Source organism: Sphingomonas sp. KRR8, from assembly GCF_023559245.1.
Classification (GTDB): domain Bacteria; phylum Pseudomonadota; class Alphaproteobacteria; order Sphingomonadales; family Sphingomonadaceae; genus Sphingomicrobium.
In genome coordinates this window covers 426,787-450,676 of the sequence record NZ_CP097462.1, presented here as the reverse complement: position 1 = coordinate 450,676, position 23,890 = coordinate 426,787, and the positions used below count along the sequence as shown (strand labels likewise).

The 23,890-nt window shown below is 65.5% G+C and carries 31 protein-coding genes, 1 tRNA gene and 1 pseudogene; 18 read left to right on the top strand and 15 right to left on the bottom strand.

The window, feature by feature from the left end:
• The first annotated feature begins 40 nt into the window (after positions 1-40).
• Positions 41-2,266: a M20/M25/M40 family metallo-hydrolase gene (locus M8312_RS02335; protein WP_250118784.1), complete on the top strand. Its 2,226-nt coding sequence runs from the start codon at positions 41-43 to the stop codon at positions 2,264-2,266.
• A gap of 136 nt (positions 2,267-2,402) precedes the next feature.
• On the opposite strand, the gene rplS is transcribed toward M8312_RS02335, so the two are convergent.
• The 3 genes from rplS to M8312_RS02320 are packed head-to-tail and all read right to left on the bottom strand — an operon-like array spanning position 2,403 to position 3,877.
• Positions 2,403-2,819 (bottom strand): 50S ribosomal protein L19, encoded by a 417-nt coding sequence (gene rplS, locus M8312_RS02330; RefSeq protein ID WP_250118783.1) that lies wholly within the window; start codon positions 2,817-2,819, stop codon positions 2,403-2,405.
• A 12-nt stretch (positions 2,820-2,831) separates the two neighbouring features.
• The gene (trmD, locus tag M8312_RS02325; protein WP_250118782.1) at positions 2,832-3,554 is read right to left on the bottom strand and encodes a tRNA (guanosine(37)-N1)-methyltransferase TrmD; all 723 of its coding nucleotides are present in this window, start codon (positions 3,552-3,554) and stop codon (positions 2,832-2,834) included.
• On the bottom strand, positions 3,554-3,877 hold the full coding sequence (locus M8312_RS02320) for a hypothetical protein (protein ID WP_250118781.1): 324 nt from the start codon (positions 3,875-3,877) through the stop codon (positions 3,554-3,556). The genes trmD and M8312_RS02320 overlap by 1 nt, the downstream gene beginning before the upstream one ends.
• A gap of 59 nt (positions 3,878-3,936) precedes the next feature.
• Between M8312_RS02320 and M8312_RS02315 the strand changes: the two genes are divergently transcribed.
• Positions 3,937-4,917, top strand: a complete 981-nt coding sequence (locus M8312_RS02315) for an NAD(P)/FAD-dependent oxidoreductase (protein WP_250118780.1) — start codon at positions 3,937-3,939, stop codon at positions 4,915-4,917.
• On the opposite strand, the gene rimM is transcribed toward M8312_RS02315, so the two are convergent.
• The 3 genes and pseudogenes from rimM to ffh form a co-directional block, all read right to left on the bottom strand.
• The gene (rimM, locus tag M8312_RS02310; protein WP_250118779.1) at positions 4,914-5,393 is read right to left on the bottom strand and encodes a ribosome maturation factor RimM; all 480 of its coding nucleotides are present in this window, start codon (positions 5,391-5,393) and stop codon (positions 4,914-4,916) included. The genes M8312_RS02315 and rimM overlap by 4 nt on opposite strands.
• A 146-nt stretch (positions 5,394-5,539) precedes the next feature.
• Positions 5,540-5,989: pseudogene (gene rpsP, locus M8312_RS02305) on the bottom strand (30S ribosomal protein S16); the annotation flags it as partial.
• Positions 5,990-6,019: 30 nt separating this feature from the next.
• Positions 6,020-7,492 (bottom strand): signal recognition particle protein, encoded by a 1,473-nt coding sequence (gene ffh / locus M8312_RS02300; RefSeq protein ID WP_250118777.1) that lies wholly within the window; start codon positions 7,490-7,492, stop codon positions 6,020-6,022.
• Positions 7,493-7,703: 211 nt separating this feature from the next.
• On the opposite strand from ffh, the gene M8312_RS02295 reads away from it, so the two are divergent.
• Positions 7,704-8,522: a universal stress protein gene (locus tag M8312_RS02295; protein WP_250118776.1), complete on the top strand. Its 819-nt coding sequence runs from the start codon at positions 7,704-7,706 to the stop codon at positions 8,520-8,522.
• On the opposite strand, the gene M8312_RS02290 is transcribed toward M8312_RS02295, so the two are convergent.
• Entirely contained in the window at positions 8,519-8,956 is a 438-nt protein-coding gene (locus M8312_RS02290; RefSeq protein WP_250118775.1) for a hypothetical protein, read from the bottom strand. The two genes, M8312_RS02295 and M8312_RS02290, sit on opposite strands and share 4 nt — an antisense overlap.
• A gap of 60 nt (positions 8,957-9,016) precedes the next feature.
• Here M8312_RS02290 and dapF point away from each other — a divergent pair, with 60 nt between their 5' ends.
• From dapF to M8312_RS02260, 6 genes are read left to right on the top strand one after another with little or no spacing between them, the layout of a single operon-like run.
• Positions 9,017-9,820 carry a diaminopimelate epimerase gene (gene dapF / locus M8312_RS02285; RefSeq protein ID WP_250118774.1) on the top strand — a complete coding sequence of 268 codons (804 nt, stop codon included), beginning with the start codon at positions 9,017-9,019 and terminating at the stop codon, positions 9,818-9,820.
• Positions 9,817-10,950: a MiaB/RimO family radical SAM methylthiotransferase gene (locus tag M8312_RS02280; RefSeq protein WP_250118773.1), complete on the top strand. Its 1,134-nt coding sequence runs from the start codon at positions 9,817-9,819 to the stop codon at positions 10,948-10,950. The genes dapF and M8312_RS02280 overlap by 4 nt, the downstream gene beginning before the upstream one ends.
• The gene (gene ftsY / locus M8312_RS02275; RefSeq protein ID WP_250118772.1) at positions 10,947-11,861 is read left to right on the top strand and encodes a signal recognition particle-docking protein FtsY; all 915 of its coding nucleotides are present in this window, start codon (positions 10,947-10,949) and stop codon (positions 11,859-11,861) included. Before M8312_RS02280 ends, ftsY begins: the two co-directional genes overlap by 4 nt.
• Positions 11,858-12,478: a septation protein A gene (locus M8312_RS02270; RefSeq protein WP_250118771.1), complete on the top strand. Its 621-nt coding sequence runs from the start codon at positions 11,858-11,860 to the stop codon at positions 12,476-12,478. Before ftsY ends, M8312_RS02270 begins: the two co-directional genes overlap by 4 nt.
• The gene (locus M8312_RS02265; RefSeq protein WP_250118770.1) at positions 12,475-13,413 is read left to right on the top strand and encodes an ABC transporter ATP-binding protein; all 939 of its coding nucleotides are present in this window, start codon (positions 12,475-12,477) and stop codon (positions 13,411-13,413) included. The genes M8312_RS02270 and M8312_RS02265 overlap by 4 nt, the downstream gene beginning before the upstream one ends.
• Entirely contained in the window at positions 13,410-14,171 is a 762-nt protein-coding gene (locus M8312_RS02260) for an ABC transporter permease (RefSeq protein ID WP_250118769.1), read from the top strand. Before M8312_RS02265 ends, M8312_RS02260 begins: the two co-directional genes overlap by 4 nt.
• A gap of 30 nt (positions 14,172-14,201) precedes the next feature.
• Here M8312_RS02260 and M8312_RS02255 read toward each other — a convergent pair whose 3' ends face one another.
• Complete coding sequence (locus M8312_RS02255) at positions 14,202-14,810, bottom strand: superoxide dismutase (protein WP_250118768.1); 609 nt, start codon at positions 14,808-14,810, stop codon at positions 14,202-14,204.
• Between the two features lie 74 nt (positions 14,811-14,884).
• A complete protein-coding gene (pspF, locus tag M8312_RS02250; RefSeq protein ID WP_250118767.1) occupies positions 14,885-15,958 on the bottom strand; it encodes a phage shock protein operon transcriptional activator in 1,074 nt (357 codons plus the stop codon).
• Between the two features lie 163 nt (positions 15,959-16,121).
• On the opposite strand from pspF, the gene pspA reads away from it, so the two are divergent.
• The 8 genes from pspA to M8312_RS02210 are packed head-to-tail and all read left to right on the top strand — an operon-like array spanning position 16,122 to position 19,032.
• Entirely contained in the window at positions 16,122-16,790 is a 669-nt protein-coding gene (pspA, locus tag M8312_RS02245) for a phage shock protein PspA (protein WP_250118766.1), read from the top strand.
• A gap of 3 nt (positions 16,791-16,793) precedes the next feature.
• On the top strand, positions 16,794-17,123 hold the full coding sequence (pspB, locus tag M8312_RS02240; RefSeq protein WP_502957435.1) for an envelope stress response membrane protein PspB: 330 nt from the start codon (positions 16,794-16,796) through the stop codon (positions 17,121-17,123).
• Positions 17,123-17,515, top strand: a complete 393-nt coding sequence (gene pspC, locus M8312_RS02235) for an envelope stress response membrane protein PspC (RefSeq protein ID WP_250118765.1) — start codon at positions 17,123-17,125, stop codon at positions 17,513-17,515. Before pspB ends, pspC begins: the two co-directional genes overlap by 1 nt.
• A gap of 27 nt (positions 17,516-17,542) precedes the next feature.
• Complete coding sequence (locus M8312_RS02230) at positions 17,543-17,878, top strand: hypothetical protein (protein ID WP_250118764.1); 336 nt, start codon at positions 17,543-17,545, stop codon at positions 17,876-17,878.
• A 5-nt stretch (positions 17,879-17,883) separates the two neighbouring features.
• A complete protein-coding gene (locus M8312_RS02225) occupies positions 17,884-18,150 on the top strand; it encodes a hypothetical protein (RefSeq protein WP_250118763.1) in 267 nt (88 codons plus the stop codon).
• Positions 18,143-18,427 (top strand): hypothetical protein, encoded by a 285-nt coding sequence (locus tag M8312_RS02220; protein ID WP_250118762.1) that lies wholly within the window; start codon positions 18,143-18,145, stop codon positions 18,425-18,427. Before M8312_RS02225 ends, M8312_RS02220 begins: the two co-directional genes overlap by 8 nt.
• Positions 18,424-18,696: a phage shock protein B gene (locus M8312_RS02215; protein ID WP_250118761.1), complete on the top strand. Its 273-nt coding sequence runs from the start codon at positions 18,424-18,426 to the stop codon at positions 18,694-18,696. The genes M8312_RS02220 and M8312_RS02215 overlap by 4 nt, the downstream gene beginning before the upstream one ends.
• 18 nt (positions 18,697-18,714) lie before the next feature.
• A complete protein-coding gene (locus tag M8312_RS02210) occupies positions 18,715-19,032 on the top strand; it encodes a hypothetical protein (protein ID WP_250118760.1) in 318 nt (105 codons plus the stop codon).
• A 79-nt stretch (positions 19,033-19,111) separates the two neighbouring features.
• On the opposite strand, the gene M8312_RS02205 is transcribed toward M8312_RS02210, so the two are convergent.
• The 3 genes from M8312_RS02205 to M8312_RS02195 all read right to left on the bottom strand — a co-directional run bounded on the left by M8312_RS02205 (position 19,112) and on the right by M8312_RS02195 (position 20,299).
• Positions 19,112-19,396, bottom strand: coding sequence for a secretin GspD/PilQ domain-containing protein (locus M8312_RS02205; protein WP_284070219.1), 285 nt, complete (start codon positions 19,394-19,396; stop codon positions 19,112-19,114).
• 91 nt (positions 19,397-19,487) lie between these two features.
• Positions 19,488-19,564: transfer RNA gene (locus tag M8312_RS02200), tRNA-Met, on the bottom strand.
• A gap of 87 nt (positions 19,565-19,651) precedes the next feature.
• On the bottom strand, positions 19,652-20,299 hold the full coding sequence (locus M8312_RS02195) for a methyltransferase family protein (RefSeq protein ID WP_250118758.1): 648 nt from the start codon (positions 20,297-20,299) through the stop codon (positions 19,652-19,654).
• A gap of 109 nt (positions 20,300-20,408) precedes the next feature.
• Here M8312_RS02195 and M8312_RS02190 point away from each other — a divergent pair, with 109 nt between their 5' ends.
• The gene (locus M8312_RS02190) at positions 20,409-20,828 is read left to right on the top strand and encodes a DUF3775 domain-containing protein (RefSeq protein WP_250118757.1); all 420 of its coding nucleotides are present in this window, start codon (positions 20,409-20,411) and stop codon (positions 20,826-20,828) included.
• 2 nt (positions 20,829-20,830) lie between these two features.
• Here M8312_RS02190 and M8312_RS02185 read toward each other — a convergent pair whose 3' ends face one another.
• The 3 genes from M8312_RS02185 to M8312_RS02175 are packed head-to-tail and all read right to left on the bottom strand — an operon-like array spanning position 20,831 to position 23,889.
• Positions 20,831-21,334, bottom strand: a complete 504-nt coding sequence (locus M8312_RS02185; protein WP_250118756.1) for a 2'-5' RNA ligase family protein — start codon at positions 21,332-21,334, stop codon at positions 20,831-20,833.
• Positions 21,331-21,897, bottom strand: coding sequence for a PRC-barrel domain containing protein (locus M8312_RS02180; RefSeq protein WP_250118755.1), 567 nt, complete (start codon positions 21,895-21,897; stop codon positions 21,331-21,333). Before M8312_RS02180 ends, M8312_RS02185 begins: the two co-directional genes overlap by 4 nt.
• Positions 21,898-21,933: 36 nt before the next feature.
• Positions 21,934-23,889: a potassium transporter Kup gene (locus M8312_RS02175; RefSeq protein WP_250118754.1), complete on the bottom strand. Its 1,956-nt coding sequence runs from the start codon at positions 23,887-23,889 to the stop codon at positions 21,934-21,936.
• Between the last annotated feature and the right edge of the window lies 1 nt (position 23,890).

The window sequence follows — 23,890 nt, the reverse complement described above, 5'->3', positions numbered from 1 at the left end:
AAGCAAAAAGCGTCCGCTCGGACGTGAGGGGGAGCAAGGCATGCGGCAGCGGTGGATCGTGCTGGCACTGGTGGTGGCGGGTCTCCTGCTCGGCATGGCGGCAATGCGCAGCCTCAGTCAGCCTCCCGCTCTCCGGGCAAGCAATGCGGCTGGGCAGTTCAATGCGCTCAGGGCCAAGGACCGGCTGGCGCGGGTGCTCGGCGATCAGCGTCCGCATCCGGCCGACAGCGCAGCCAGCGACGGCGTGCGCGAGCGGCTGATTGCCGAGCTGCGCTCGATGGGGCTGCAGCCGCGGGTGCAGGATCGGTTCGCCTGCAACGGCCTGTTCAAGCAGCGGGGCGTGGGCTGCGCGCGGGTGCGCAACCTGCTCGTGACCCTGGGACCGGCGACGGGGCAAAAGGCGCTGCTGATCAACTCGCACTACGACAGCGTGCCCGTGGGACCGGGTGCCAGTGACGCAGGCGTCGGTGTGGCGACGATGCTGGAGGTTGCCAGCCTGCTTAAGGACCAGCCGCTCAAGCGCCCTGTCATCCTGCTGTTCAACGAGGGCGAGGAGCTCGGATTAGTCGGCGCGCGCTCCTTCATCGACGCCGATGCCGCCGCCGCGCAGGTGGACAGCCTGATCAACCTGGAGGCGCGCGGCACGACCGGGCCCGTGAACATGTTCGAGACGTCGCTGCCCAATGCCGCCCCCGTGCGCCTGTTCAAGGACACGGTGACGCATCCCGTGGCGAGCAGCCTGGCGGTCAGCGCCTATCGCCAGATCCCCAACTACACCGACGTCAACACGTTTGAAGACCGGCGCTGGCTGACGCTCAACTTCGCGGCCATCGGTAATGAGACACGCTATCATTCGCCGGGCGACGACCTCGCCGCGCAGGATCCCCTCACCCTGCAGCACATGGGCGATCAGGTGCTGAGCGTGGCGATGCAGCTGGCGGGCGCTCCAGCCCCGGCGCAGGCCGAGGGGGAGTGGCTGTTCATGACGGTGCCCGGGCTTGGCCTGGCCGCCATGCCCATGTGGGTTGGGATTCTGGTCGGGACATTTGCTTTCGTCGTCCTGTTCATCGCGACCGTTCGGCGGAGAGGCTGGCTGAGCCTGCCGCTGCTGCTTGCGATCATTGTCGGTGGCGCCGCCGCCGCTTGGCTCGGACTGAGTATCGTCGGCGCCTTCCGGGAGGGTCAGTTCTGGCGCGCGCATCCGGTCTGGAGCGAAACTGCGGTCTATGCAGGGGTGATCGCGGTCGGACTGGGGCTCCTGGCACTAGCCCGCAGGATGGAAGTCGCGCGATTGCGCGTGGTCTATTGGCTGCTGTTCCTGGTGCTCGGCGGGCTGCTGACGCTCGCTGCAAGCGGGGCGCTGATCTACTTCCTGCTGCCGCCAGCCATCATGGCGCTTGGGCTGTTGCTCGGCAGGCTTGGCAAGGGCTGGGAAACGGTTGCCGCGATTGCCGCTGCGGTCGCCTGCTATCTGACGCTGGGTGCCATGCTGGGGCTGTTGCAGGACCTGCTGAACGGTGGACCGCTGTGGCTGTTCGCGATCTTCGGCGCGCTGGTGCTGCTGCCCTGGCTGATCGAGGCCAAGCCGCTTCTGGAGGGTGCGAAGAGGCGGACCGCGATTGGCGTTGCGGTGAGTTTCGCGCTGCTCGCCTGGATGCCGGCGCTGTTCACCCCCGCCTACTCGTCCGACCGGCAGCAGCAATGGACGCTGCAATATGTAGTGGATCCCGCGCGCAAGCAGCCGGCCTGGTCGGTGGTGAACGATCGCAAGGCGCTGCCGGCTGATTGGCGGCGGTTCGGAAATTGGCGCCTGGAGCGGGTCGAAGCGCTCGGGTCCCGGCAGCGCTGGGTTGCGCCAGCACCGGCCGTCGCCGGGATTGTTGCGGCAAATGCCATCCCGCTCGAAACCACACCCGCTCCGGGCGGACGCCGGCTTCGCCTCCGGCTGCAGACGAACGGCGCCGACAGCATGACGCTGAGCGCCGACAAGGGCGCGGCGGTGCTTGGCCTTGGCGTCCCGGGCCAGGTGCGCCCGATCAACGCCAAACAGAGCTCTGGCGCCTTTTGGCTGACCTGCACGGGACGAAGCTGTGACGGACAGGTGGTGGAACTGCTGGTCGGACCGAAGCCGCTGGTGCTGACGGTGCTTGGCACGCGCTGGTCCCTGCCGCCCGCCGCCGCTCCGCTCAAAGCCGCGCAGCCTGCGTTCGCACGGGCGCAGTATCTGCCGGATGCAACAGTGGTGGTGAGCCGGGTGCGGATCTGAACACCGTCGCAGGGTTCCTGCTCACGCACTCACCGCGGGCGGTGAAATGAATGCTCCAATAAGGTCCGCATGACGAACACGAAAAAGGGGTCACAGCCTGGCTGCGACCCCTTCCTTGTTCGTCGAGACGAAAAGCTTAGGCTTCGGTCTTCTCGGCCTGCGGCGCGGCGGCCTGCTTGCCGGCTTCGCGGCGCGGGTCGCGACGCTCGGCGATGCGGGCCGACTTACCGGTGCGGCCACGCAGGTAATAGAGCTTGGCGCGGCGGACAGCGCCGCGGCGCACCACCTCGATCGAGTCGATGGTCGGCGAGTAAAGCGGGAAGACGCGTTCCACGCCTTCGCCGAAGCTGATCTTGCGGACGGTGAAGTTGGAGCCGATGCCCTTGTTCGAGCGGGCGATGCAGACGCCTTCGAAGTTCTGGACACGGGCGCGCTCGCCTTCGATCACCTTGACGCCGACGCGCAGTGTGTCGCCGGGGCGAAATTCGGGAATGGCGCGGGCGGCGGTCAGTTCGTCGATCTGCTCGCGCTCGAGCGTTTGAATCAGGTTCATGGTCTTCAAGCCCTAATCTTCATGCCGCGCACCAGAGGGCGGTGACTGCCGGGCGCCCCCATGGCGCTCGATCAGGTCCGGCCGCCGTAGCCGTGTATCGTCGATTGCCCGGGCGTGGCGCCATGCGGCAATCTTCGCATGATCCCCCGATCGCAGCACTTCGGGGATCGTGCGCCCTTCCCAGTCAACTGGTCGGGTATAATGCGGATATTCGAGGAGCCCCTTTTCGAAGCTCTCTTCCTCACCGCTGGAGGCCGCGCCCATTACGCCGGGAAGCAGCCGAACGCAAGCATCCAGCAGCACCATCGCGCCAAGCTCGCCGCCCGACAGGACATAATCGCCAATCGACACCGGCTCCAGCGGCCGACCCTCGAAGATACGCTCGTCGAACCCCTCGAACCGGCCGCACAGCACGACGGCGCCCTGCCCCGCCGCAAGCTCCCGGACGCGGGCCTGCGTGAGCGGCGCCCCGCGCGGCGTCATGGCGAGCATCGGCCGGCCGTCGGCCACGCTGTCGAGCGCCGCGGCGAGCACATCCGGCTTAAGCACCATCCCGGCCCCGCCCCCGGCCGGAGTGTCGTCGACACTGCGATGCTTGTCCGTCGCGAAGTCACGGATGTTGCGGGCGTCGAGCGACCAGATGCCTTCGCCAAGGGCGCGACCGGCAAGGCTGATGCCAAGCGGGCCAGGGAACATCTCGGGATAAAGCGTCAGGACGGAAGCGCGAAAGGTCATCAGTTGCTGCGGCGATCGTGAAACCAGATCACGACATAGGCGGTGACGAACCCGATGACGAACGGAATGGGCGATAATGCCGCCACCATCATCGATGCCGCTACCAGCATCCCGCAGGCATCGACGCCGCATCGTTCAGCTGGAGTGAGGAGGGTGGACACGATCGCCAACGGCAGGACGGCGAACACCAGGACCGTCAGCGGCAAGGCAGCGACCAGCGCGATCCGCTGATTGGACCGGCGCGGACGGCGATGGACGAGCCACCACGCGATCACCGCCGGCAGAAACACGCACAACGCTAACAAGCCAAGTTCGACCAGCATGGGCATCGTCCTAATCCCCATGCGGCGGAACAACCATCCCCGCCCGCCATTGCCGCCGCATGGACAACAACGCACCGCTCGATTGCCTCATCGTCGGCGGCGGCCCTGCCGGGCTGACCGCCGCCATTTACCTGTCCCGCTTTCACCTCGACGTGATCGTGGTCGACGAAGGCAAGAGCCGGGCGAGCTGGATTCCGTGCAGCCACAACCACGCCGGCTATCCCGAAGGCATCAATGGCAACGAACTGCTCGGGCTGATGCGCGCCCAGGCGCAGAAATATGGCACCCGGATCGAAAGCGGGCGGGTGCACCGGATCGACAAGGATGGTGACCTGTTCACCGCGGATTGGGGCGCCGGGCCGATGCAAGCGCGAAGTGTGCTGCTGGCCACGGGCCTGTCCAACCGCAAGCCGCCGATGGATATGGAGTTGCACGACGACGCGATGGCGCGCGGGCTCATCCGATACTGCCCGATCTGCGATGGCTATGAGGTCACCGACAAGAAGGTCGGAGTGATTGGTTCAGGTAAGAATGGGGTCGGCGAGGCGCTGTTCCTGCGCAGCTACACCGCCGACGTTACGCTGATCGCGCCTGACAAGGCGATGGACCTTGCCGAGGAGGACCGGCGCAAGCTTGAGGAGGCCGGCGTGCGCCTGGTGGATGGACCGGCGGAGGCGATTGGCGTCACCGGCGCTTGCATCACCGTGGACTCGGCCGAAGGGCTGATGACATTCGACAGCATCTATCCGGCGCTCGGGTCGGACACGCATACCCAGCTGGCCGAAATGCTCGGGGCGGAATTGGCTCAGGACGGGTGCGTGCTGTGTGACGAGAAGATGCGCAGCACGGTGGAAGGATTCTACGCGGCAGGCGACGTGGTCCACGGCCTGGACCAGATCAGCCATGCTATGGGCGAAGGCGGCCAGGCGGCGACCACCATTCGCAACGACCTGGCGGCCAAGCGACCGATGCTGCGCCAACCGGCCGTGATGCTAGAGGGGAGCGAGACGGCACGGGAGGAAATCGAAGAGGGAGACTAGGCCAGGAAGACCGGGTCGATCACGACCTTGCCGTCGGTGAGGTCGGCGATGCCGGGCCGAAACGGGACCAGCGCCCGCTTTCCTTCCGCGTCCTCGACCTCGAGCAGGTCGCCGGCGCCGAAGTTCTCGACCGCCGAGACGGCTCCGAGGCTTATCCCTTCACCATCCACGCAGGGCAGGCCGATTAGGTCGGCGTGGTAATATTCGCCGTCCTCGAGCGGCGGCAGTGCGGCGCGATCGACCTCGAGCAGCTGACCACGAAGGGCCTCGGCGGCTTCGCGGCTGCTCACTCCGGACAGGCGAGCAGTTGGCGACTTGTCGGTGCCGCCAGCCCGCTCGAGGCGGTACTCACGATCACCGACGAACACCGCCTTGTGCCCAGCAAGGCTCCCCACACCATCGGTGAAGAGCTTGAGGCGAACCTCGCCGCGGACGCCATGAGCTCCGGCGATCGCGGCGAGGACGACTCTGGTCATTACTCAGCCTTTTCAGCGCCTTCCGCGGGAGCAGCGTCGTCGCTGCCTTCCGCCGGCTCCGGCTGGGTCGGGGCACCCGAACCTTCAGCCTCACCCTCGGCCGCACCTTCGGCTGGCTCGGGCTGGGTCGGAGCGGACTCGTCGGCGGCTGCCGGAGCTTCGGCGGTCGCGGCTTCGGCGGCCGGAGCCTCGGTCACTTCCGGCTCAGCCGGAGCAGCAGCGGCTTCGGCGGCGGCGGTGGCAGCTGCCTCGGCGGCTTCGGCCTGCTTGGTCGCGCGCTCTTCGGCGCGCTCGGTGGCCTTCTCGCCGGGCTTGCCCTTGTTCGGGTTGTTGCGGGCGGCGCGCTCACGAACGCCGGCGGCGTCGAGGAAGCGGGCAACGCGGTCCGACGGCTGGGCGCCGACCTTGAGCCAATGGCTGACGCGCTCGGCGTCGAGCTTCACGCGCTCGGGCGAGTCCTTCGCCAGCAGCGGGTTGTAGGTGCCGAGCTTCTCGATGAAGCGGCCGTCACGCGGGGAGCGGCTGTCGGCCACGACGATGCGGTAATAGGGCCGCTTCTTGGCGCCGCCACGGGCGAGACGAATGGAAAGTGCCATCTTGTCAGTTCCTTGCTGTGAGTTCTTGAGTTACTTCTTGCCAAATCTGTGAGCGCCGGGCGGAAGGCCTCCGGGCATTCCGGGGAGGCCAGGCAGGCCGCCACCGCCAGCACCACCGAGGCCACCGGCTCCGCCGCCCATGAGGCCGCCCATCGCGCCCTCGATGCCGCCCTTGCCGAACATGGCGGCAAGCTTGCCCAGGCCGCCCATCTTCTTCAGGCGCTTCATCATGCCTTCCATTTCCTGGTGCATCTTCAGAAGCTTGTTGACCTCTTGCACGGTCCGGCCGCTGCCCTTGGCGATGCGGATCTTGCGCTTGGCGTTGATCAGCCCGGGAACGGCCCGCTCCTTCGGGGTCATGGACGACAGCAGCGCTTCGAGGTGAACCAGCGCCTTGCCGTCGTTGGCCTTCTCCATCGCGCCCTTCATGCCCTTGAGACCGGGCATCATGCCGGCGAGCGCGCCAAGGCCGCCCATGCGCTCCATTTGCTTGAGCTGCATGCGCAGGTCGTCGAGGTCGAACTTGCCCTTGGCCATCTTGGCCGCGAGCTTCTCGGCGTCCTCGACCTGGATGGTCTCAGCGGCCCGCTCCACCAGGCTGACGACATCGCCCATGCCAAGGATGCGGCCGGCGACCCGCTGCGGGTGGAACGGCTCGATCGCGTCGAGACCCTCGCCGGTACCGGCGAACTTGATCGGCTTGCCGGTGACCGCGCGCATCGACAGCGCCGCACCGCCGCGGGCATCGCCATCCATGCGGGTCAGGATGACGCCCGAGAGCTCAACCTGGCCGGCGAAGCCGCGGGCGACGTTGACCGCATCCTGGCCCGTCAGGCTGTCGACCACGAGCAGCGTCTCGGTCGGGCGCGAGGCGGAGGCGACCGCCTTCATCTCGGCCATCAGGGCATCGTCGACGTGAAGCCGGCCGGCCGTGTCCAGCAGCAGGACATCGTAGCCCTGCAGGCGGGCCGAATTGAGCGCGCGTTCGGCGATCTGCACCGGCGTCTGGCCCGGAACGATCGGCAGCGTGTCGACGCTGGCCTGGCGACCGAGCACGGCCAGCTGCTCCTGCGCGGCCGGACGAGCGACGTCGAGCGACGCCATCAGGACCTTCTTGCGGCCCTTGTCGGTCAGGCGCCTGGCGAGCTTGGCAGTGGTGGTGGTCTTACCGGAGCCCTGCAGGCCGACCATCATGATGACGGCGGGCGGAGCGACATTGACGTTCAGCTCGGCCGTGTCGGGCCCAAGCATATCGACCAGCGCGTCGTGGACGATCTTGACGACCTGCTGGCCCGGAGTGACCGAGCGAAGCACTTCCTGGCCAACCGCCGCTTCGGTCGCCTTGTCGACGAACTCCCGCGCCACGGGCAGCGCGACGTCGGCCTCCAGCAGCGCCACGCGAACTTCGCGCATCGCCGCGCGCACGTCCGCCTCGGTCAGCGCACCGCGCCCCCTCAGCCGGTCGAAAACGCCGGAAAGCCGATCGCTCAGCGTGTCGAACATCACTCAAACTCCCAAGCGCCAAGCCAAAAACGCCGGCGGGCGAAACCTCGCCGGCCAGCGTGTCCCGAAGGACGCTTGGTGCTATATCTGTCGAAACGACTTGGCGCCCTTACGGCAGGTGGGCTGGAGGGTCAAGAATGACAAGGAATTGACCCGGATCAACGCGGTGCGCTCACCTGGGCGCGATGAAGGTGCGTGAAGGAGACCTGCGGTGAAGACCATCCTGTGCCACATCAGCGACGAAGCCTCGATCGACCAGCGGGTGCAAAGCGCCTTGGCCGTCGCGCGCTGTTTCGGAGGGCATGTCCGCTTCCTGCAGATCATGCCGTACGACGCATTCGTCGCGGCCGACGGCTTCGGCGGAATCTACGTCCTCAATGACCTGATCAAGGCCGTCGAAGAACAGCAGGAGGCCACCTCCGACCGGCTGGAGCGCGAGATGGCTCGCGAGGACGTGAGCTGGGATGTGAAGCGCGCCACCGGCTCGATCGCGCATACGATCGCCAGCTACGCGGCCTTGGCCGACCTGGTGGTCACCGGGCGCGTCCCCCGCGGCACACCCGATGCGATCAGTTCCGGCAACCTGCCCGATATCGTCCAGAAGACCCGCACCCCCGTGCTGGTGCCGGCAGCGGACTCCAAGGTCATCGACCCCACCGCTCCAGCGCTCATCGCCTGGGACCGCAGTTTCGAAGCCGCCGCGGCGATCAAGCAGGCGCTGCCGCTGCTGCGCATGGCCTCCGCCGTGCATGTCGCCACGGTCAGCAACGAACCACACGAACCCGGCAGCTTCCCTGCAACGGCGGTGCTGGAATATCTGTCCCGGCACGGGGTCCATGCGGAATTGCGCGAAGTCCGGCGCGGCGGTGACGATCCTGCCCTTCTGCTGGTCGGCACGGCTCATGACGTCGGCGCCCGGCTGGTCGTGGCCGGTGCCTACCACCACAACCGGATCGGCGAGTTCTGGATGGGCGGGGTGACCCGCACCTTGCTTGGTGATTGCCCGTTGTCGCTGCTGCTCGCCCGTTAGGGCTTGCGGGGGCCGCGCGGCTTGCCGGTCGGCGCTCCGCCGCGCGGGCGATCACCTCGCGGAGGGCCGCCCGGACCTGAAGGACGGCCTGCGCCACCGGGGCGCGGACCACCCGGGCGCGGACCACGGGGGTTGCGGCCGCCCCGGTCCACCAGTTCGCCGTGCCGCGGCGCCGGCCGTGCTGGTGTGAGATCGCGCGGCGCGACCGAGTAGCCTTCCTTCAGCAGCTGCGTGAAGGCCGTGCGCGTGCTGGCGGCGATCGCGTCCTGAAGTTCCTTGGGCAGGTCGGCGAAGGTCACGTTGTTGTGGATCGCCTGCACCTGCCGCAGCAGGTTGTTCGGAAGGCCGCCACTGGCGTCCTTGAGCGCCGCAATGGCGTCGAGCACCGCGGAAAAGATCACGGACTGCATCACGTCGTTAGCGGCTCTGGGCATTGCCCTGAAACTCCTGGCAGGTGGACTAAGGTTCCGCGCGTCCCTAAGTCGCCCGGAGCAATGACGCGCCCCTTCCACAAGATGCACGGTCTCGGCAACGACTTCGTCATTCTCGATGGCCGAAGCGAGCCGCTGACGATGAGCCCGGCGCTGGCGAAGGCGCTTGCGGACCGCCGGTTCGGGATCGGCTGCGACCAATTGATCGTGCTGGAAGCGAGCAGCCAGGCCGACGTGCGGATGCGCATCTGGAATCATGACGGCGGCGAAGTCCAGAGTTGTGGCAACGCCAGCCGCTGCGTCGTGGCACTGACCGGGGCGAGCAGCATCGAGACCGCCGGCGGAGTGATCCACGGCGGGTCTCTGGATGGTCAGGTGCAGGTCGATCTGGTTGAGCCGAGGTTCGCCTGGGACGAGATTCCCATCACTTACCCGATGGACACGGCGGCGGTGCCGATGGGCTGGGGCCCGCTGGAAAAGCCGATGGCGGTAAACGTCGGCAATCCGCATCTGATTTTCTTCGTTGATGATCTGGCGTCGATTGACCTTGGCCGCCTCGGCCCGAGCATCGAGCATGACCCCGCTTTTCCAGAGCGGATCAATGTCAACGTCGCCGAGGTGAAGGACGGGGCGATCACCCTGCGCACCTGGGAACGGGGCGCGGGCCTGACGCTCGCCTGCGGCACCGGCGCCTGCGCGACGGCGGTGGCGGCCATCAAGTCGAAGCGAGTGACCTCGCCGGTCAAGGTGACCATGCCGGGCGGCACGTTGACGGTGTCGTGGACTCCGGGAGAGCCCGTCAGGATGATCGGCGACGCCACCTACGTCTTCAAGGGCGAGATCGAGCTGGAGCGGTTCGGAGCATGAGCGTCGAGACGATCACGCTCGGCTGCCGGCTGAACTTCGCCGAAAGCGAGACGCTGAAGATGAGTGCGGCGCCCGGCACCGTGATCGTGAACAGCTGCGCGGTCACGAACGAGGCAGTCCGCCAAACACGGCAGGCGATCCGACGCGCCCGGCGCGATCGTCCGTCTGCGCGCATCATTGCAACGGGCTGTGCCGTGCAGCTCGATCCGCAGGCATTCCGGGCCATGCCGGAGGTCGACGAAGTCCGGCTGCGCGATTTCGCGGCGCCTGCGGTCACGGCGGGATTCCGCCAGCGGGTGCGCAGCTTCGTGGCGGTGCAGACCGGGTGCGATCATCGCTGTACCTTCTGCACCATCTGGCAGGCGCGCGGGCCGAGCGTCACCCTGCCCTACCCGGCCGTGCGTGACGCGGTCGCTCGAGAGCTCGACCTTGGCGCAGCGGAGATCGTGCTGACCGGCGTCGACATCACCGCCGTCGAGGGTGGGCTTGGGCGGCTCTGCGAGCGGCTGCTGGCCGACCTTCCCCAGCTCAAGCGGTTGCGGCTGTCGAGCCTCGACAGCATGGAAGTGGACGAGGCGCTGCTTGCCTTATTCGCGGGCGAGCAGCGGCTGATGCCGCATGTGCATCTGTCGCTGCAGCATGGCGACGACCTGATTCTCAAGCGGATGAAGCGACGGCACCTGCGCGCTGATGCGGTGCGTCTGGTTCAGCGTTTGAAGAAGGTCCGTCCGGACCTCACCATTGGCGCAGACCTGATCGCCGGCTTTCCCACCGAGAGTGAGGAAGCGGCCCGGAACAGCCTCACGTTGCTGGACGAATGCGACATCGTCGCCGCCCACATTTTCCCTTTTTCTCCGCGCCCGAACACGCCCGCAGCACGCATGCCGCAGCTTGCGCCCGAGGTGATCAAGGCTCGCTCTGCACGGCTTCGGGCGGCTGCGGCGGAGCGGCGCGGGGCGTGGCTCAACAGTCTCGTCGGCACTCTCCAGCCTGCGTTGATCGAAAATGGCGAGAAGGGCCACACGGATAATTTCGCGCCGCTGTTTGTCGCCGGCTCGGGTCGCAGTCACCAGGGCACAGTTCGCATCACCGGCCGCACGGCTGATCACTTACTCGGGACTTTTGAATGAGTTGGGTCGAACGCCTCGCAGGCGGTTTCAAGAAGACGGCAGACCGGCTGGGCGACAATCTGTCAGGCCTGACCAGCAAGGCCGCGCTAGACACGTCGACGCTGGACGACATCGAGGAGGCGCTGATCGCCTCCGACCTTGGGCCGGAAGCCTCCAAGCGCATCCGTAACGCCATTGCGGCTCGGCGGTTCGAGCAGTTGGACGAGCGGGGCTTGCGCACCATCCTGGCCGAGGAGATCGAAGCGATCCTCAAGCCCGTCGCGAAGCCGCTGGACGTGTGGGGCTTTCCGCGCCCGCACGTCATCCTGGTGATCGGGGTGAACGGCAGCGGCAAGACGACGACCATCGGCAAGCTCGGCCACCTGCTCAAGGAGCAGGATTATGGCGTGATGCTGGCGGCGGGTGACACCTTCCGGGCGGCCGCGATCGAGCAGCTCCGCATCTGGGGCGAGCGCATCGGTGCGCCGGTGATCGCAGGCAAGGAAGGCGGCGACGCTGCCGGGATCGTCTATGACGCGGTCAAGCAGGCGACCGGGACAGGCATTGACGCGCTGATCGTCGACACCGCCGGGCGGCTGCAGAACAAGACCCACCTGATGGAGGAGCTCTCCAAGGTTCGCCGGGTCCTTGGGCGGCTGAACCCGGAAGCGCCACACGACGTGGTGCTGGTCCTCGATGCGACCACTGGGCAGAATGCGATCAATCAGATCGAGGTGTTCCGCGATCTGGCCGGAGTGACGGGCCTGGTGATGACAAAGCTGGACGGAACCGCTCGCGGTGGTGTGCTGGTCGGGGCGGCGGAGAAGTTCGGACTGCCGATCCACGCCATTGGCGTTGGCGAAGGGGTCGAGGATCTCCGCCCGTTTGATCCCCGCGCGGTCGCTCGCGCCATTGCAGGAATTTACGAATGAGCGAGGCTGCCAAGGCCGAACCCCAGGGCGCTTCCAAGCTGTTGATCGACCTGGGGCCGCTGCTGGTCTTCTTTCTGGTCAACTTCTTTGCGCCGGTCGATCCGCTGGTGAAGATCTTCGTCGCGACGGGTGCCTTCATGGTCGCGATGGTGGCCGCGATGATCTATTCGGCCATTCGCTTCCGCTCCATCTCGCCATTGCTATGGTTCTCGGGCGTCACGGTGGTGATCCTTGGCGGCCTGACCATCTGGCTGCACGACGAAACCTTCATCAAGATGAAGCCGACGCTCTATTACCTGCTGGTAGCAGGCTTGCTCGGGTTCGGCCTGTGGTCGGGACGGCCTTTGCTGAAGCTGGTTCTGGGCAGCGCTTACCCGGGCCTGGATGCCGAGGGCTGGCGCAAGCTGACCCGCAACTGGGCGTACTTCTTCCTTGCCATGGCAGTTCTGAACGAGGCCGTGTGGCGGCACAGCACAACGAATTTCTGGGTCGGCTTCAAGCTGTGGGGCGCCATCCCCCTCACCTTCCTGTTTGCGGCGCTGAATGTCCCGATGCTCCTCCGGCACGGGCTCAACAATGAAGCGGCCGAGCCGATCGAAGCGGGACCTGTCGAATGAGTGAGTTCGCCCTATCCATTCGCGGGCTGCGCAAGGCTTATGCCAGCGGCACCGAGGCGCTGAAAGCAGTCAACCTCGACATCCAGCATGGCGAGATCTTCGCCCTGCTGGGGCCAAATGGTGCGGGCAAGACGACGCTCATCTCCATCGTCTGCGGACTGGTGACCGCCACCAGCGGAACCGTGCTGGTCGACGGCAAGCATTGGCAGGACGCTTATCGCCATGCGCGGACCCGGATCGGACTGGTGCCACAGGAGCTCAATACCGACCAGTTCGAGCCGGTGTGGAACACGGTCGCCTTCAGTCGCGAGTTGTTCGGCAAGCCCAAGAATGACGCCAAGATCGAGGAGATCCTGCGTGCACTGACCCTCTGGGACAAGCGCAAGACCATCCTGCGGGAGCTGTCCGGAGGGATGAAGCGGCGCGTGATGATTGCCAAGGCGCTGGCGCACGAGCCCGACATCCTGTTTCTCGACGAGCCGACGGCCGGTGTGGACGTGGAGCTGCGCAAGGAGATGTGGGCGATGGTCCGCACCCTTCGCGAGAGGGGCGTCACCATCATCCTGACGACCCACTACATCGAGGAGGCCGAGGAAATGGCCGACCGTGTAGGCGTGATCAATCGTGGCGAGCTCATCCTGGTCGAGGACAAGAATGAGTTGATGAAGAAGCTTGGCCGGAAGGAGCTGCACCTGCAGTTGCCAGAGCCGCTGGAGGCAGTGCCGACGGCGCTGTCCGACTGGGGATTGCAGCTGAGCGATGATGGCAAGCAGCTGACCTATGTGTTCGACGGGAAAGCAGAACGGACGGGAATCCCTTCGCTGCTATCGGCGATGCGAGACGCTGGCGTTCCCTTCAAGGACCTCGACACCAAAAGCAGCAGCCTGGAGGATATCTTCGTCGGGTTGATCCATGAGGGGAATAGCCGGCCATGAACCTTCGGGGCGCCTGGGCAATCTACAAGTTCGAGATGCACCGTTTCCGGCGAACACTGTGGACGGGTCTTGCAGTGCCGGTGATCACCACCAGCCTTTATTTCATCGTCTTCGGCTCGGCGATCGGCAGCCGCATGACGGAGATTGGCGGGGTTCCCTACGGTGCCTTCATCGTGCCGGGCCTGATGATGCTCAGCCTGTTCACCGAAAGCATCTTCAACGCGAGCTTCGGCATCCACATGCCGCGCTTCACCGGGACCATCTACGAGATCCTTTCGGCGCCATTGTCGGCGTTCGAGACGGTGCTGGGCTATGTCGGCGCGGCCGCGACCAAGGCGATGAGCGTGGCGCTGGTGATCTTCCTGACCGCCCACCTGTTCGTCCCCGTGATCGTCATTCACCCGATCTACGCGCTGCTGTTTCTGGCGCTGGTCGCCTTCACCTTCTGCATGTTCGGCTTCATCATCGGCATCTGGGCCAAGGGGTTCGAGCAGCTGCAGGTCATCCCGCTGCTGGTCGTGACGCCGCTGACCTTTCTGGGCGGTGCCTTCTACTCGATCGACATGCTTCCGCCGGCCTGGCGGCAGATCACCCTGTTCAATCCAGTGGTGTATCTGATCAACGGCTTCCGCTGGACCTTCTTCGGAACGGCCGATGTGTCGTTCGGGACCGCGCTGGCCGCAACCGCCGCCTTCGCGGCGGTGTGCCTGGGCGGGATCTGGTGGATTTTCCGGACGGGTTACCGCCTGAAAGCGTGACCTCCTCCGAAGAGGAGGCCACGCTGAAGCTCAGATCTCGGCGAAGCGCTGCTGGACCTTGTCCCAGTTCACCACATTCCACCACGCCTTCAGATAGTCTGCGCGGCGGTTCTGATAGGTGAGGTAATAAGCGTGTTCCCACACGTCGTTACCAAGGATCGGCGTGCCCTTGCGCTCGGCCAGGTCCATCAGCGGGTTGTCCTGGTTCGGGGTGGACACGATGTCGACGCCCTCGCCCGGCACCGCGATCAGCCACACCCAGCCTGAGCCGAAGCGACCAAGACCGGCCGTGTTGAACTGCTCCTGCAGCTGCTCGATGCCGCCGAATTTGGAGTTGATCGCGTCCGCCAGCGCGCCCTGCGGTCCACTGCCGTTGCCCGGGCCCATGATGTCCCAGAAGAAGGTGTGGTTCCAGTGGCCGCCGCCGTTGTTGCGCACGACGGGCGGCGCCGAGCCGGCGTTCTTGACGATCTCGTCGAGGCTCTTGCCCTGCAGGTTCGGGTCGGCGTCGACCGCCTTGTTCAGATTGTCGACATAGGCCTGGTGATGCTTGTCGTGATGCAGGCGCATGGTCTGCGCGTCGATGTACGGCTCCAGCGCTTCATAGGCGTAGGGCAGCGGGGCGACTTCGAAGGCCATGAGCTCATCTCCTGTTTGGTGATGCGGGCCATGTGGTTCGCTGTGGTGGGCAAGTCAACGACGCGACGGTGACGTCAGGCCGCCTCGCCTTCCAGCAGCTTGTGACGCTTCAGCGCATGGCGAAGCTGGTCATAGCTCAGCGACAAGGCAGCGGCGGTGGCGCGCTGGTTGTAGCGGTTGGTGCGAAGAGCTTCCTCGAGGAGAGCGCGTTCATAGCTCATGACCGCGCCGCGGAAATCGTTGGTGACCGCGGAGGGTGCGGCCGCCGCGACCGGTGCTTCGGGTGGGGCGTCCGAGGATGGCGCAGCGCTGGCCGGCGCCGCTGCGACGGGTGCCGCCGCCGCAACCGGTGCCATTGGCCCCTGTCCTGGCGCCCAGGGTGAGGCAAAGGGATCGAATTGAACCGATGCGATCGGCCGTTCGGGGTCCTCCCAGCGGTAGACGGCACGCTCCACCACGTTGCGCAGTTCGCGGACGTTACCCGGCCAGGGATAACGCTCGAGTTCCGCCTGGGCGCCCGGCGCGAAGCCCGGCCAGCCCGGCCAGTCGAGTTCCACCGCCATGCGCCGGCCGAAATGCTCGGCGAGCAGCGGCACGTCGCCTTGCCGCAGCCGTAGCGGCGGCAGGGTGATGACCTCGAAACTCAAGCGGTCGAGCAGGTCGGCACGGAAGCGCCCTTCGTCCACCAGGCGCGGCAGGTGCTCGTTGGTGGCGGCGACGATGCGAACATCGACCTTGACCGGCTTGGACGCACCGATGCGCGTGATTTCGCCATATTCGACGGCGCGAAGGAGCCGGTCTTGCGCTGGCGAGCTCAGGGTCGCGAGTTCGTCAAGGAACAGGGTTCCGCCGTCAGCCTCCTCGAAGCGGCCGTGGCGGGTCTTTGCAGCCCCGGTGAAGCTGCCCGCCTCGTGGCCGAACAGCTCGGCCTCGATGAGGTTTTCTGGAAGCGCGGCGCAGTTCATGGTGACCAGCGGCCCCGCCCAGCGCGACGACAGGTGATGAAGACGCTCGGCAATCAACTCCTTGCCCGTGCCGCGTTCGCCTATCACAAGGACGGGACGGTTGAGCGGCGCGGCACGGCTGGCCCGCTCGACCGCGTCGAGGAAGGCGAGGCTGGAGCCTATGAAATTTTGCGTCCGCTGCACCCCATCAGTTGGTGTATTTCACGCAAGCTTGGCAAGCCATTTCAACTCCGCCAGCCTCCCGTTGGTAGACGAGTTTGGCGGTTCTGCCGATTTGTCGAAATTGGCACGGACTCTGCATAGTATTGGGCATGACAGGGCCACGCTGGCTTCACGAGGGTAGTCGATGAGCATCTTTTCCCGCACCAGGGACATCATGGCAGCCAATTTCGCCGAGCTGCTCGACCGGGCTGAAGACCCCGGGCGGATGATCCGCATGATCATTCTCGAAATGGAAGAAACGCTGGTCGAGGTTCGCGCCACGGCCGCTCGTTGTATCGCGGACGCCAAGGAAATGCGCCGCGCGATGGTTCGGCTGGACGGGCTTCGCGACGGCTGGACGGAGAAGGCCGAACTGGCGCTGAGCAAGGGCCGCGAGGACCTGGCCAAGGCCGCCCTGGTCGAGCGCCAGAAGGCCGCCGACATGTCCAAGGGCCTCGAGGAAGAGATCACGGTCGTGGAAGACACGCTCAAGGGCTATGAGGCGGACATCGCCAAGCTCCAGGGCAAGCTGCGCGAGGCGCGCGCCCGGCAGAACAGCATCTCCACCCGGATCGAGAGCGCGGTCACTCGCGCCCGTGCGCGCGAGCTGCTGAACGGCAGCCGGACCGAGGACGCGTTCAGCCGTTTCGAGTTGCTCGAGCGCCGCGCCGACTTCGCCGAGGGGCGCGCGGAGGCGCTGGGGATGACCGGGCCGAAGAGCCTGGAAGAGGAAATTGCCGACCTCAAGGCCGAGGACGCGGTCGACGCGGAACTCGAGGCACTGAAGGCGCGGCTTGCGGGTAAGGGGAATTAAGCCGTGGACGAAAGCATCATCATCGCACCAATCGTGGTGGCGATCCTGTTCCTGGGCCTGCCGTGGCTCATCTTTCACTATGTCACCAGGTGGAAGACCGCCGCAACGCTGACAGGCTCGGACGAGCAGTTGCTCGACCAGCTCCACGAAACGGCGCGTCGACTGGATGATCGGCTGTGCTCGATCGAGCGGATCATGGCCGCCGACAATCCCGATTGGAAGCAGCAGTGCGCGCCCGATGCGCCGCGCCTGACCTCGACCTCGGATGAGCTTGATCTCGACGCGGAGCTCGCGCGCCTCTCGGCTCGCAGCCGCGCCAAGGAGGTACGCTGATGGCCACGCAGCCACCAAGCCGCACGAAGTTCTACCGCGACAAACGCAACGGCAAGGTTCTTGGCGTCTGCGCGGGGATTGCGGACTATACGGGGTTCGACGTCACGCTGATCCGCATCATGCTGGTGCTGGCCATCTTCATGGGGCCGGGCGCCGGGCTGCTGCCGGTCTACTTCATCGTCGGCTGGCTGGCGTCCGACAAGCCGCGGGAGCTGGCTTACGACAGCGCCGATGAACGCCGTTTCTGGCAGGGCGTCCGTCAGTCGCCGGCCCGCACGACGCGCGACATTCACGCAAGCTTCCGCGCCATCGACCGGCGCCTGGCGGACGTGGAGAGCTACGTGCTCAGCAACAATCGCAGCCTGGCCAACGAGATTGAGCAGCTGCGCTAACCACGGACAAACAGGGGAGTTCGTCCAATGGATCCGGAAGTCATCGCGGTGTTCGGCTTTCTTACGAAGGTCCTGCCGATGGTCGTTGTCATCGTCGCGGTCAGCGTCGGGGGATCGCTTCTTCACACCTGGCTGAAGGTGAAGAACGGCTATCCGCTAACCAGCAGTTGGGGCCTTCCGCTGCATCCGAAGAAGGATGAGGAGTCGGCCGAGCGTATTCGCCTGCTGACCTCGGAAAACGCACAGCTGCGCGCTGAAGTCGGGGCGATCAAGGATCGGCTGGTGACGGTGGAGCGGATCGTCACAGACGACAGCAGCCGTCTCGCCAAGGAAATCGACAGCCTTCACCTCACGCGGAACTGAGCGCCATGCAGAACCTCGGCCTGTTAGTGCCCATTCTGGCGATCCTGCTCGGGCCGCTCATGTACTGGATGCACATCAAGGAAAAAAAGATCAGCATTACCAGCGACTTGGCCGCGCAAAAGGCAGCTCAGGATGCCGCCCGAATGACTGCGCTTGAGGAGCGATTGAAGGTCGTCGAGCAGATTGTCACCGATGGCGGCTACGAGACTGCCGCGCAGATCGAAGCGCTGCGCAAGCCGAGCCTGACACAAGGAAGCAAGCTCAATGCATGATCATATTGCCAGCTGGATCTGGGTGCTGATCCCTCTCGCCGCCATCGGCATCGCGCCGTTCAAGATGTGGCTGCGGGTCAAGGAGCGGCAGCTTGATGGTCAGTCGAGCCTCGCAGCCGAGAAAGCGGCGCAATATGCGAGCCGGGTGAACGAGCTGGAGCAGCGCGTACGCGTGCTCGAGCGGATCATGACCGACGGCGGGGTCCAGACCGCCGCGCAGATCGAGGCGCTGCGTGACGTGCCCGCCTCCAGTCCCCTCACCGAAAGAGTCCGATGAACGCTCCCGAATTCATACTCGCCATCATCGTCATCACCGGCATCTTCAGCATCATCCGCGCTCGAATGGGCTTGCAGACGATGCACTCTCGCTGGCGCGATCGGCGTAACGGCTTCGTCGATGATCAGTCGGAGCGGCCCAATGCGGAGGCCGCCCGCCTGACTGAAGAAGTCCGTCAGCTGAAGGAGCGCATCCAGGTGCTCGAGCGGATTACGGTCGACAAGGAAAACAGCCTGGCTCGCCAGATCGACGAACTGCGCGACCGCTAATCAACAGGGGAAATACCAATGATGGTTCCGCAAGAAGAATTCATCGCCGCGATGATCTGCGCCATGTTCTTCGGCGCCTGCACCTTCCTGCTGGTTATTCGTACCTGGCTGCTGAAGCGGAAGATCAGAAAGTTGCAGCGGGTACAGCTCCAACAACCGAATCACGCGCCTGCCCCACCGCTGCCGCCGCTTGCGTCCCCGGTCTCTGCGCTGCAGCCGCAGCCCGATCCGCAGATCGCCGACCTCAAGGAGAGGATCAAGGTGCTGGAGCGGATCACGGTCGAGAAGGAAGGCACCCTCGCCCGCGAATTCGAGCGCCTTCGCGAGCGGCCTTGACGCGGTCTTGCGATGACGCCGTGAGCTGAAGATCTTCCCCGGCGCGCGTCGTTCGCCGGACCCATTCAATCAGGGCGAACTAACGCTCGCTCGGAGATCCCGCCGGAACGCTGGTCGTGGTCGTCGGAGCGTAGACGGGCGCGTTCCCGGAAGGCGTCGTGGGCGCACCGACATGGTGCACGACGTGCGGGGTCACGAGGAGATACAGCTCCGTCTTGGTGCTGCTCGTGCGATCGGTGCGGAACGCATGGCCGAGCAGCGGGATGTCGCCGAGCAGCGGAATCTTGCGCCTGTTCGAGATGTTCTCATCCTGCGTCAGTCTTCCGATCACGAAGGAGTCGCCGTTGCGAACGGTTCGGCGGATTAGGCGCTGTGCTCGTTCTTAAGAGCCCACGACGCGTTTTTTTCCTGAAAGCCACATGATCCAGGCTCTTCGAAGAGCCAGGCACCAGGATTGGTAGCGGAGGAGGGACTTGAACCCCCGACACGCGGATTATGATTCCGCTGCTCTAACCAGCTGAGCTACTCCGCCCCAGTGCGCTGAGGCTGCCGCCGAACGGCGCTGCGGGCGGGCATATAAGCGGGCACCCCCAGCCGGTCAACGCGCCTTTCCCTGCAATCAATAGACGCCCGGGATCAGGCGATAGCGGACCTTGGCGGCGTATTCGGCATAGGCCGGATCCTGCATCAGCCACTTCTCTTCCTCGCGGATGCGGAGCAGCTGGAAGGTCCAGGTGAGCAGGTACATAAAGGCGTTGATCAGGTTGGGATAGACCAGCATGAAACCGACGTGGGTGATGGCATAGCCCATGTACATCGGGTGCCGGATGAAGGCGTACACCCCGCCCCGGCGAACCCCGCGGTTGGCGGCAATCATGCCGAAGCTGCGATTGAGGCTGAGCTTGGCGCCAAGGCTCATCGCGAAGCCGACCCACATCAGCACCTTGCCCGCTTCAATGTAGGGAGGCATGTCGGGTGCCCGGACGAACAGCGGGATGAAGGTGCCGACGAGCGCCACGAAGATCGTCCAGGGGTGGCCGGCCATCGGTCCGGGGCGGCGGATCAAAAGCAGGCCGACGGTGAGCATCTCGCCCAGGATCAGCCCAAGGATCCAGGGATCCTGCTCCAGCGCGTGGGAAAAGCGCATCAGGAAGGGTGCGGCGGCCAGGATCAGGCAAACCCGCTCGGCGATATCGAGCCCTACCCGAAACTGATGCCCGCGCCCGCGCCCGGCGATGGGGGTCGCTTCCGCCGTCTTTGCTGTCATTTGCCTCCTCTCGCATGCGAATGGTTACCGCCGGGTTTAGTCGGTTCGTGACGGCGGCGGAACCGGGCCGTCCTGATTATTGTTCAGGCCGCAATAGGAGGAACATTGAATGGACCCGCTGACGCCTTTGGACACCTTGTGCCGCATCATTCTGCGGGCGCGCGAATATGAGGCGCAAACTCCGAGCGATTATGACGAGGGTGAAGGCGCGGACAACGTCGACGATGAGGAAGAAGGCGCCCTCTCGGTGCTCGACGACGACATGAACGATGGCATTGAGGAAGAACTGCAGGCAGCGTTCGACGACCTGGGCGAGGACCAGCTGGCCGAGGTGCTCGCCTTCTGCTGGGTCGGCCAGGGCACCTACGATACGGGTGACTGGGACGAGGCCTATGATGAGGCACTGACCGAGGTGCGAGCCAAGTCGGCGATCGAATCGCTGATGGAAATGCCGATGCTGGCGAGCGTGCTGGAAAGCGGGATGGCCGCGTTTGAGCTGACCTGCGAGGGGGTTGGTGACCTGAGCTAGGGTCAGCCCTTGAAGTTGGTCACCAGCAGTCTTTCCCACGGTCCGCCGAGGTAGCGGTGAAGGCCCAACCCGGCGATGCGCAGCGGGCGCTGCTCAAAGTTCGCGGCAAGCGCTTCCAGCAAGCGCTTGGCGTCCTTGGGCTCAGCCTTGTTCATGATCGTCACGTGGGGCCGCCACCCCTGCCCGTCCTGCGCGGTCAGCAGCCCGTGGAAATGCTGTGCGATGTCGCGGCGGATGGCTTCGAGCTCGTCCGAGACGATGCGATAGGCAACGCCGCGGCCAAGGTTCATCAGCCCAGCCACGGTAGCGCGCGGCGCCTTCCCGACGGCATGCTTCTTGAGCTCACGCCGCGCCTCCTCTTCGCATGAGGGCGGGAGCGCGTGAAACATGGTGAGGTGGGCGGCCAGCTGGTTGCGCTCCGGTGGAAAGAAGCGCTTCCGCTCGCCGTCCAGCCACGCGAAATCGGCGGCGCCGAGTTCAGCAGTGACGATCAACGCGCCGCTCACCTCCCCGGCCAGTCATTCTTGGTGAGCTCGGGCAGGCGGTCGAAGGCGGGCTGGTCGAAGGGGACGGACACGTCTCCATCCTGAATGTGCGCGTCCTTCCACTCAACCCGTCGAAAGGTCTCACCCAGCCCGGCGACCCCGCCTTGTGCGACCACCAGATAATTGAGCCGGCCCGAACCGCAGCCGATCATGGCATCGACGCAGCTGCCGAGTTGCTCACCGCCGCTGCTTTTCAACTTGGCCGATGCCAGCGATGAGGCCGGAAAGAGCGTCTCGCCCGGCATGTCGGCGCTCTTCTCTGCAGCCGCCGCAGCGCCGTCCTCGACCTTCGCCTGGCGGCCGAGCCAGCGGTAGACTCCGAACAGATTGAGCAGGGTCATGACGACGTTGGTCCACATCAGGGCCGGCTGGCCCGTGAGCAGGCCGGTCGTGAACCAGGCGATCGAGCCAATCGTGAAGATGATGAAGCCGTAGCCGGTGATCCGGCTGCCGAGATTGGAGGCGGTGAGGCAGGCGGCGAGAATGGTGGTGCCGGTCGCGACCCAGGAGGCAAGTTGATCCATGACAGGCGCAATGCTTCGCGCGGCTGCCCGGTTGCGTCAGATCTCCACCTGACTGCCCAGCTCCACCACCCGATTGGTGGGGAGCTTGAAGAACTCCATCGCGCTTTCGGCGTTGCGGAGCATCCAGCTGAACAGCTTCTCGCGCCAGATTGCCATGCCCGGCCGGGATGAGGCGATCAGGGTCTGGCGGGCAAGGAAGAAGCTGGTGTCCATCATCTTGGCCTTGGGACCGCAGCCCTGAAGCTTCTGCAGGTCGGCGGGCACGTCGATGTCTTCCATGAAGCCGTAACGCAGCATGATGCGGAAAAAGCCGGCGCCGTAATCCTCGTGGCTCAAGCGCTTGTCGGAAGTGACGAACGGCACGTCCTCGATCCGCACCGTCAGCAGCATGACCCGCTCGTGCAGCACCTTGTTGTGCTTGAGGTTGTGCAGCAGCGCGTGCGGAACGCCCTTGGCGGAGCTGGTCATGAAGACCGCCGTACCGGGCACGCGGGTCGCGCTGACCGCGGCGGACTTGATGAACACCTCCATGGGCAGGCTTGCCTCTGCCATGCGGTCGATCATCAGCTTGCGGCCCTTGGCCCAGGTGGTGAGCAGGGTAAAGGCGATGGCGCCGACCAGCAGCGGGAACCAGCCGCCGGCCGGGACCTTCAGGAGATTGGCTCCGAAGTAAGTCGTGTCGACCAGAAGGAAGAGCGCGACCAGGGGCCAGGCCTTCCAGGCCGGCCACTTCCACAGCGCACCGAACACCACTGCCAGCAGGATGGTGTCGATCGCCATCGCACCAGTGACCGCGATTCCGTAAGCGGCGGCGAGGTTGGACGAGCTGCGGAAGGTGACGACCAGCAGCACCACCATCACCATCAGCGCCCAGTTGATGACGGGAATGTAGATTTGACCCGCCGCGGTCTCGCTGGTGTGGGTGATCCGCAGGCGAGGCATGAAGCCAAGCTGGATCGCCTGCTGCGTGACCGAGAAGGCGCCGCTGATCACCGCCTGGCTGGCAATGATGGTGGCGCAGGTCGCGAGCAGCACCAGCGGAAGGCGGAAGCCTTCGGGCGCAAGAAAGAAGAACGGGTTTTTGACCGTCTCGAGCGCCTGCGCCGCCGGCTGGCTCAACAGCATCGCCCCCTGCCCCAAGTAATTGAGCAATAGGCAGACCAGCACCAGCATCCAGGCGGCGCGGATCGGCTTGCGGCCGAAATGGCCCATGTCGGCGTAGAGCGCCTCGGCGCCGGTGACCGCCAGCACGACCGAGCCCATGGCAAGGAATGCGCGCGTTGGCTCGGCGGCGAAGAAGGCAACGGCGTTGAGCGGGTTGATCATCCGCACGATCACCGCCGGATAGTCGAGCACATGGACCACGCCCAGCACGGCCAACGTGCCGAAGTAGACCAGCATGACGGGACCGAAGAGCGTTCCGACAGCCCCCGTGCCGCGGCTCTGGATCCAGAACAGGCCGATGAGAATGGCAACCGCCAGGGGAATGACGAGCGGCTCGAACACCGGGCTGACCGTCGTCAGGCCCTCTACCGCCGACAGCACCGAGATCGCCGGGGTGATCATGCTGTCGCCGTAGAAGAGCGCGGTCGCGAACACGCCGAGCATGACGATCCCCGCCGTCCACCGCCGCTTCGCCCCCGCCGTGCGGTTGATCAGCGCCAGCAAGGCGAGGCTGCCGCCCTCCCCCTTGTTGTCGGCCCGCATGATGATCGTCGTGTACTTCAGCGTCACGATGATCATCATCGACCAGAAGATCAGGCTGAGGACGCCGTAAATGTGCAACGCGTCGGGAACGAGCTTGTGGTGACCCGCGAAGGTCTCGCGGAAGGCGTAGATCGGCGAGGTGCCGATATCACCGAAGACGATTCCGACGGCACCAAGCGCCAGCTTGGCCAGCGAGCCTTGCGGCGCGTGACCGTTCGCGTGCTCGCCCTCTGGCGCCGCCTCGTGCGGGGCTGTGACAGCGGCTCCTTGGGCGGTGATATTCATG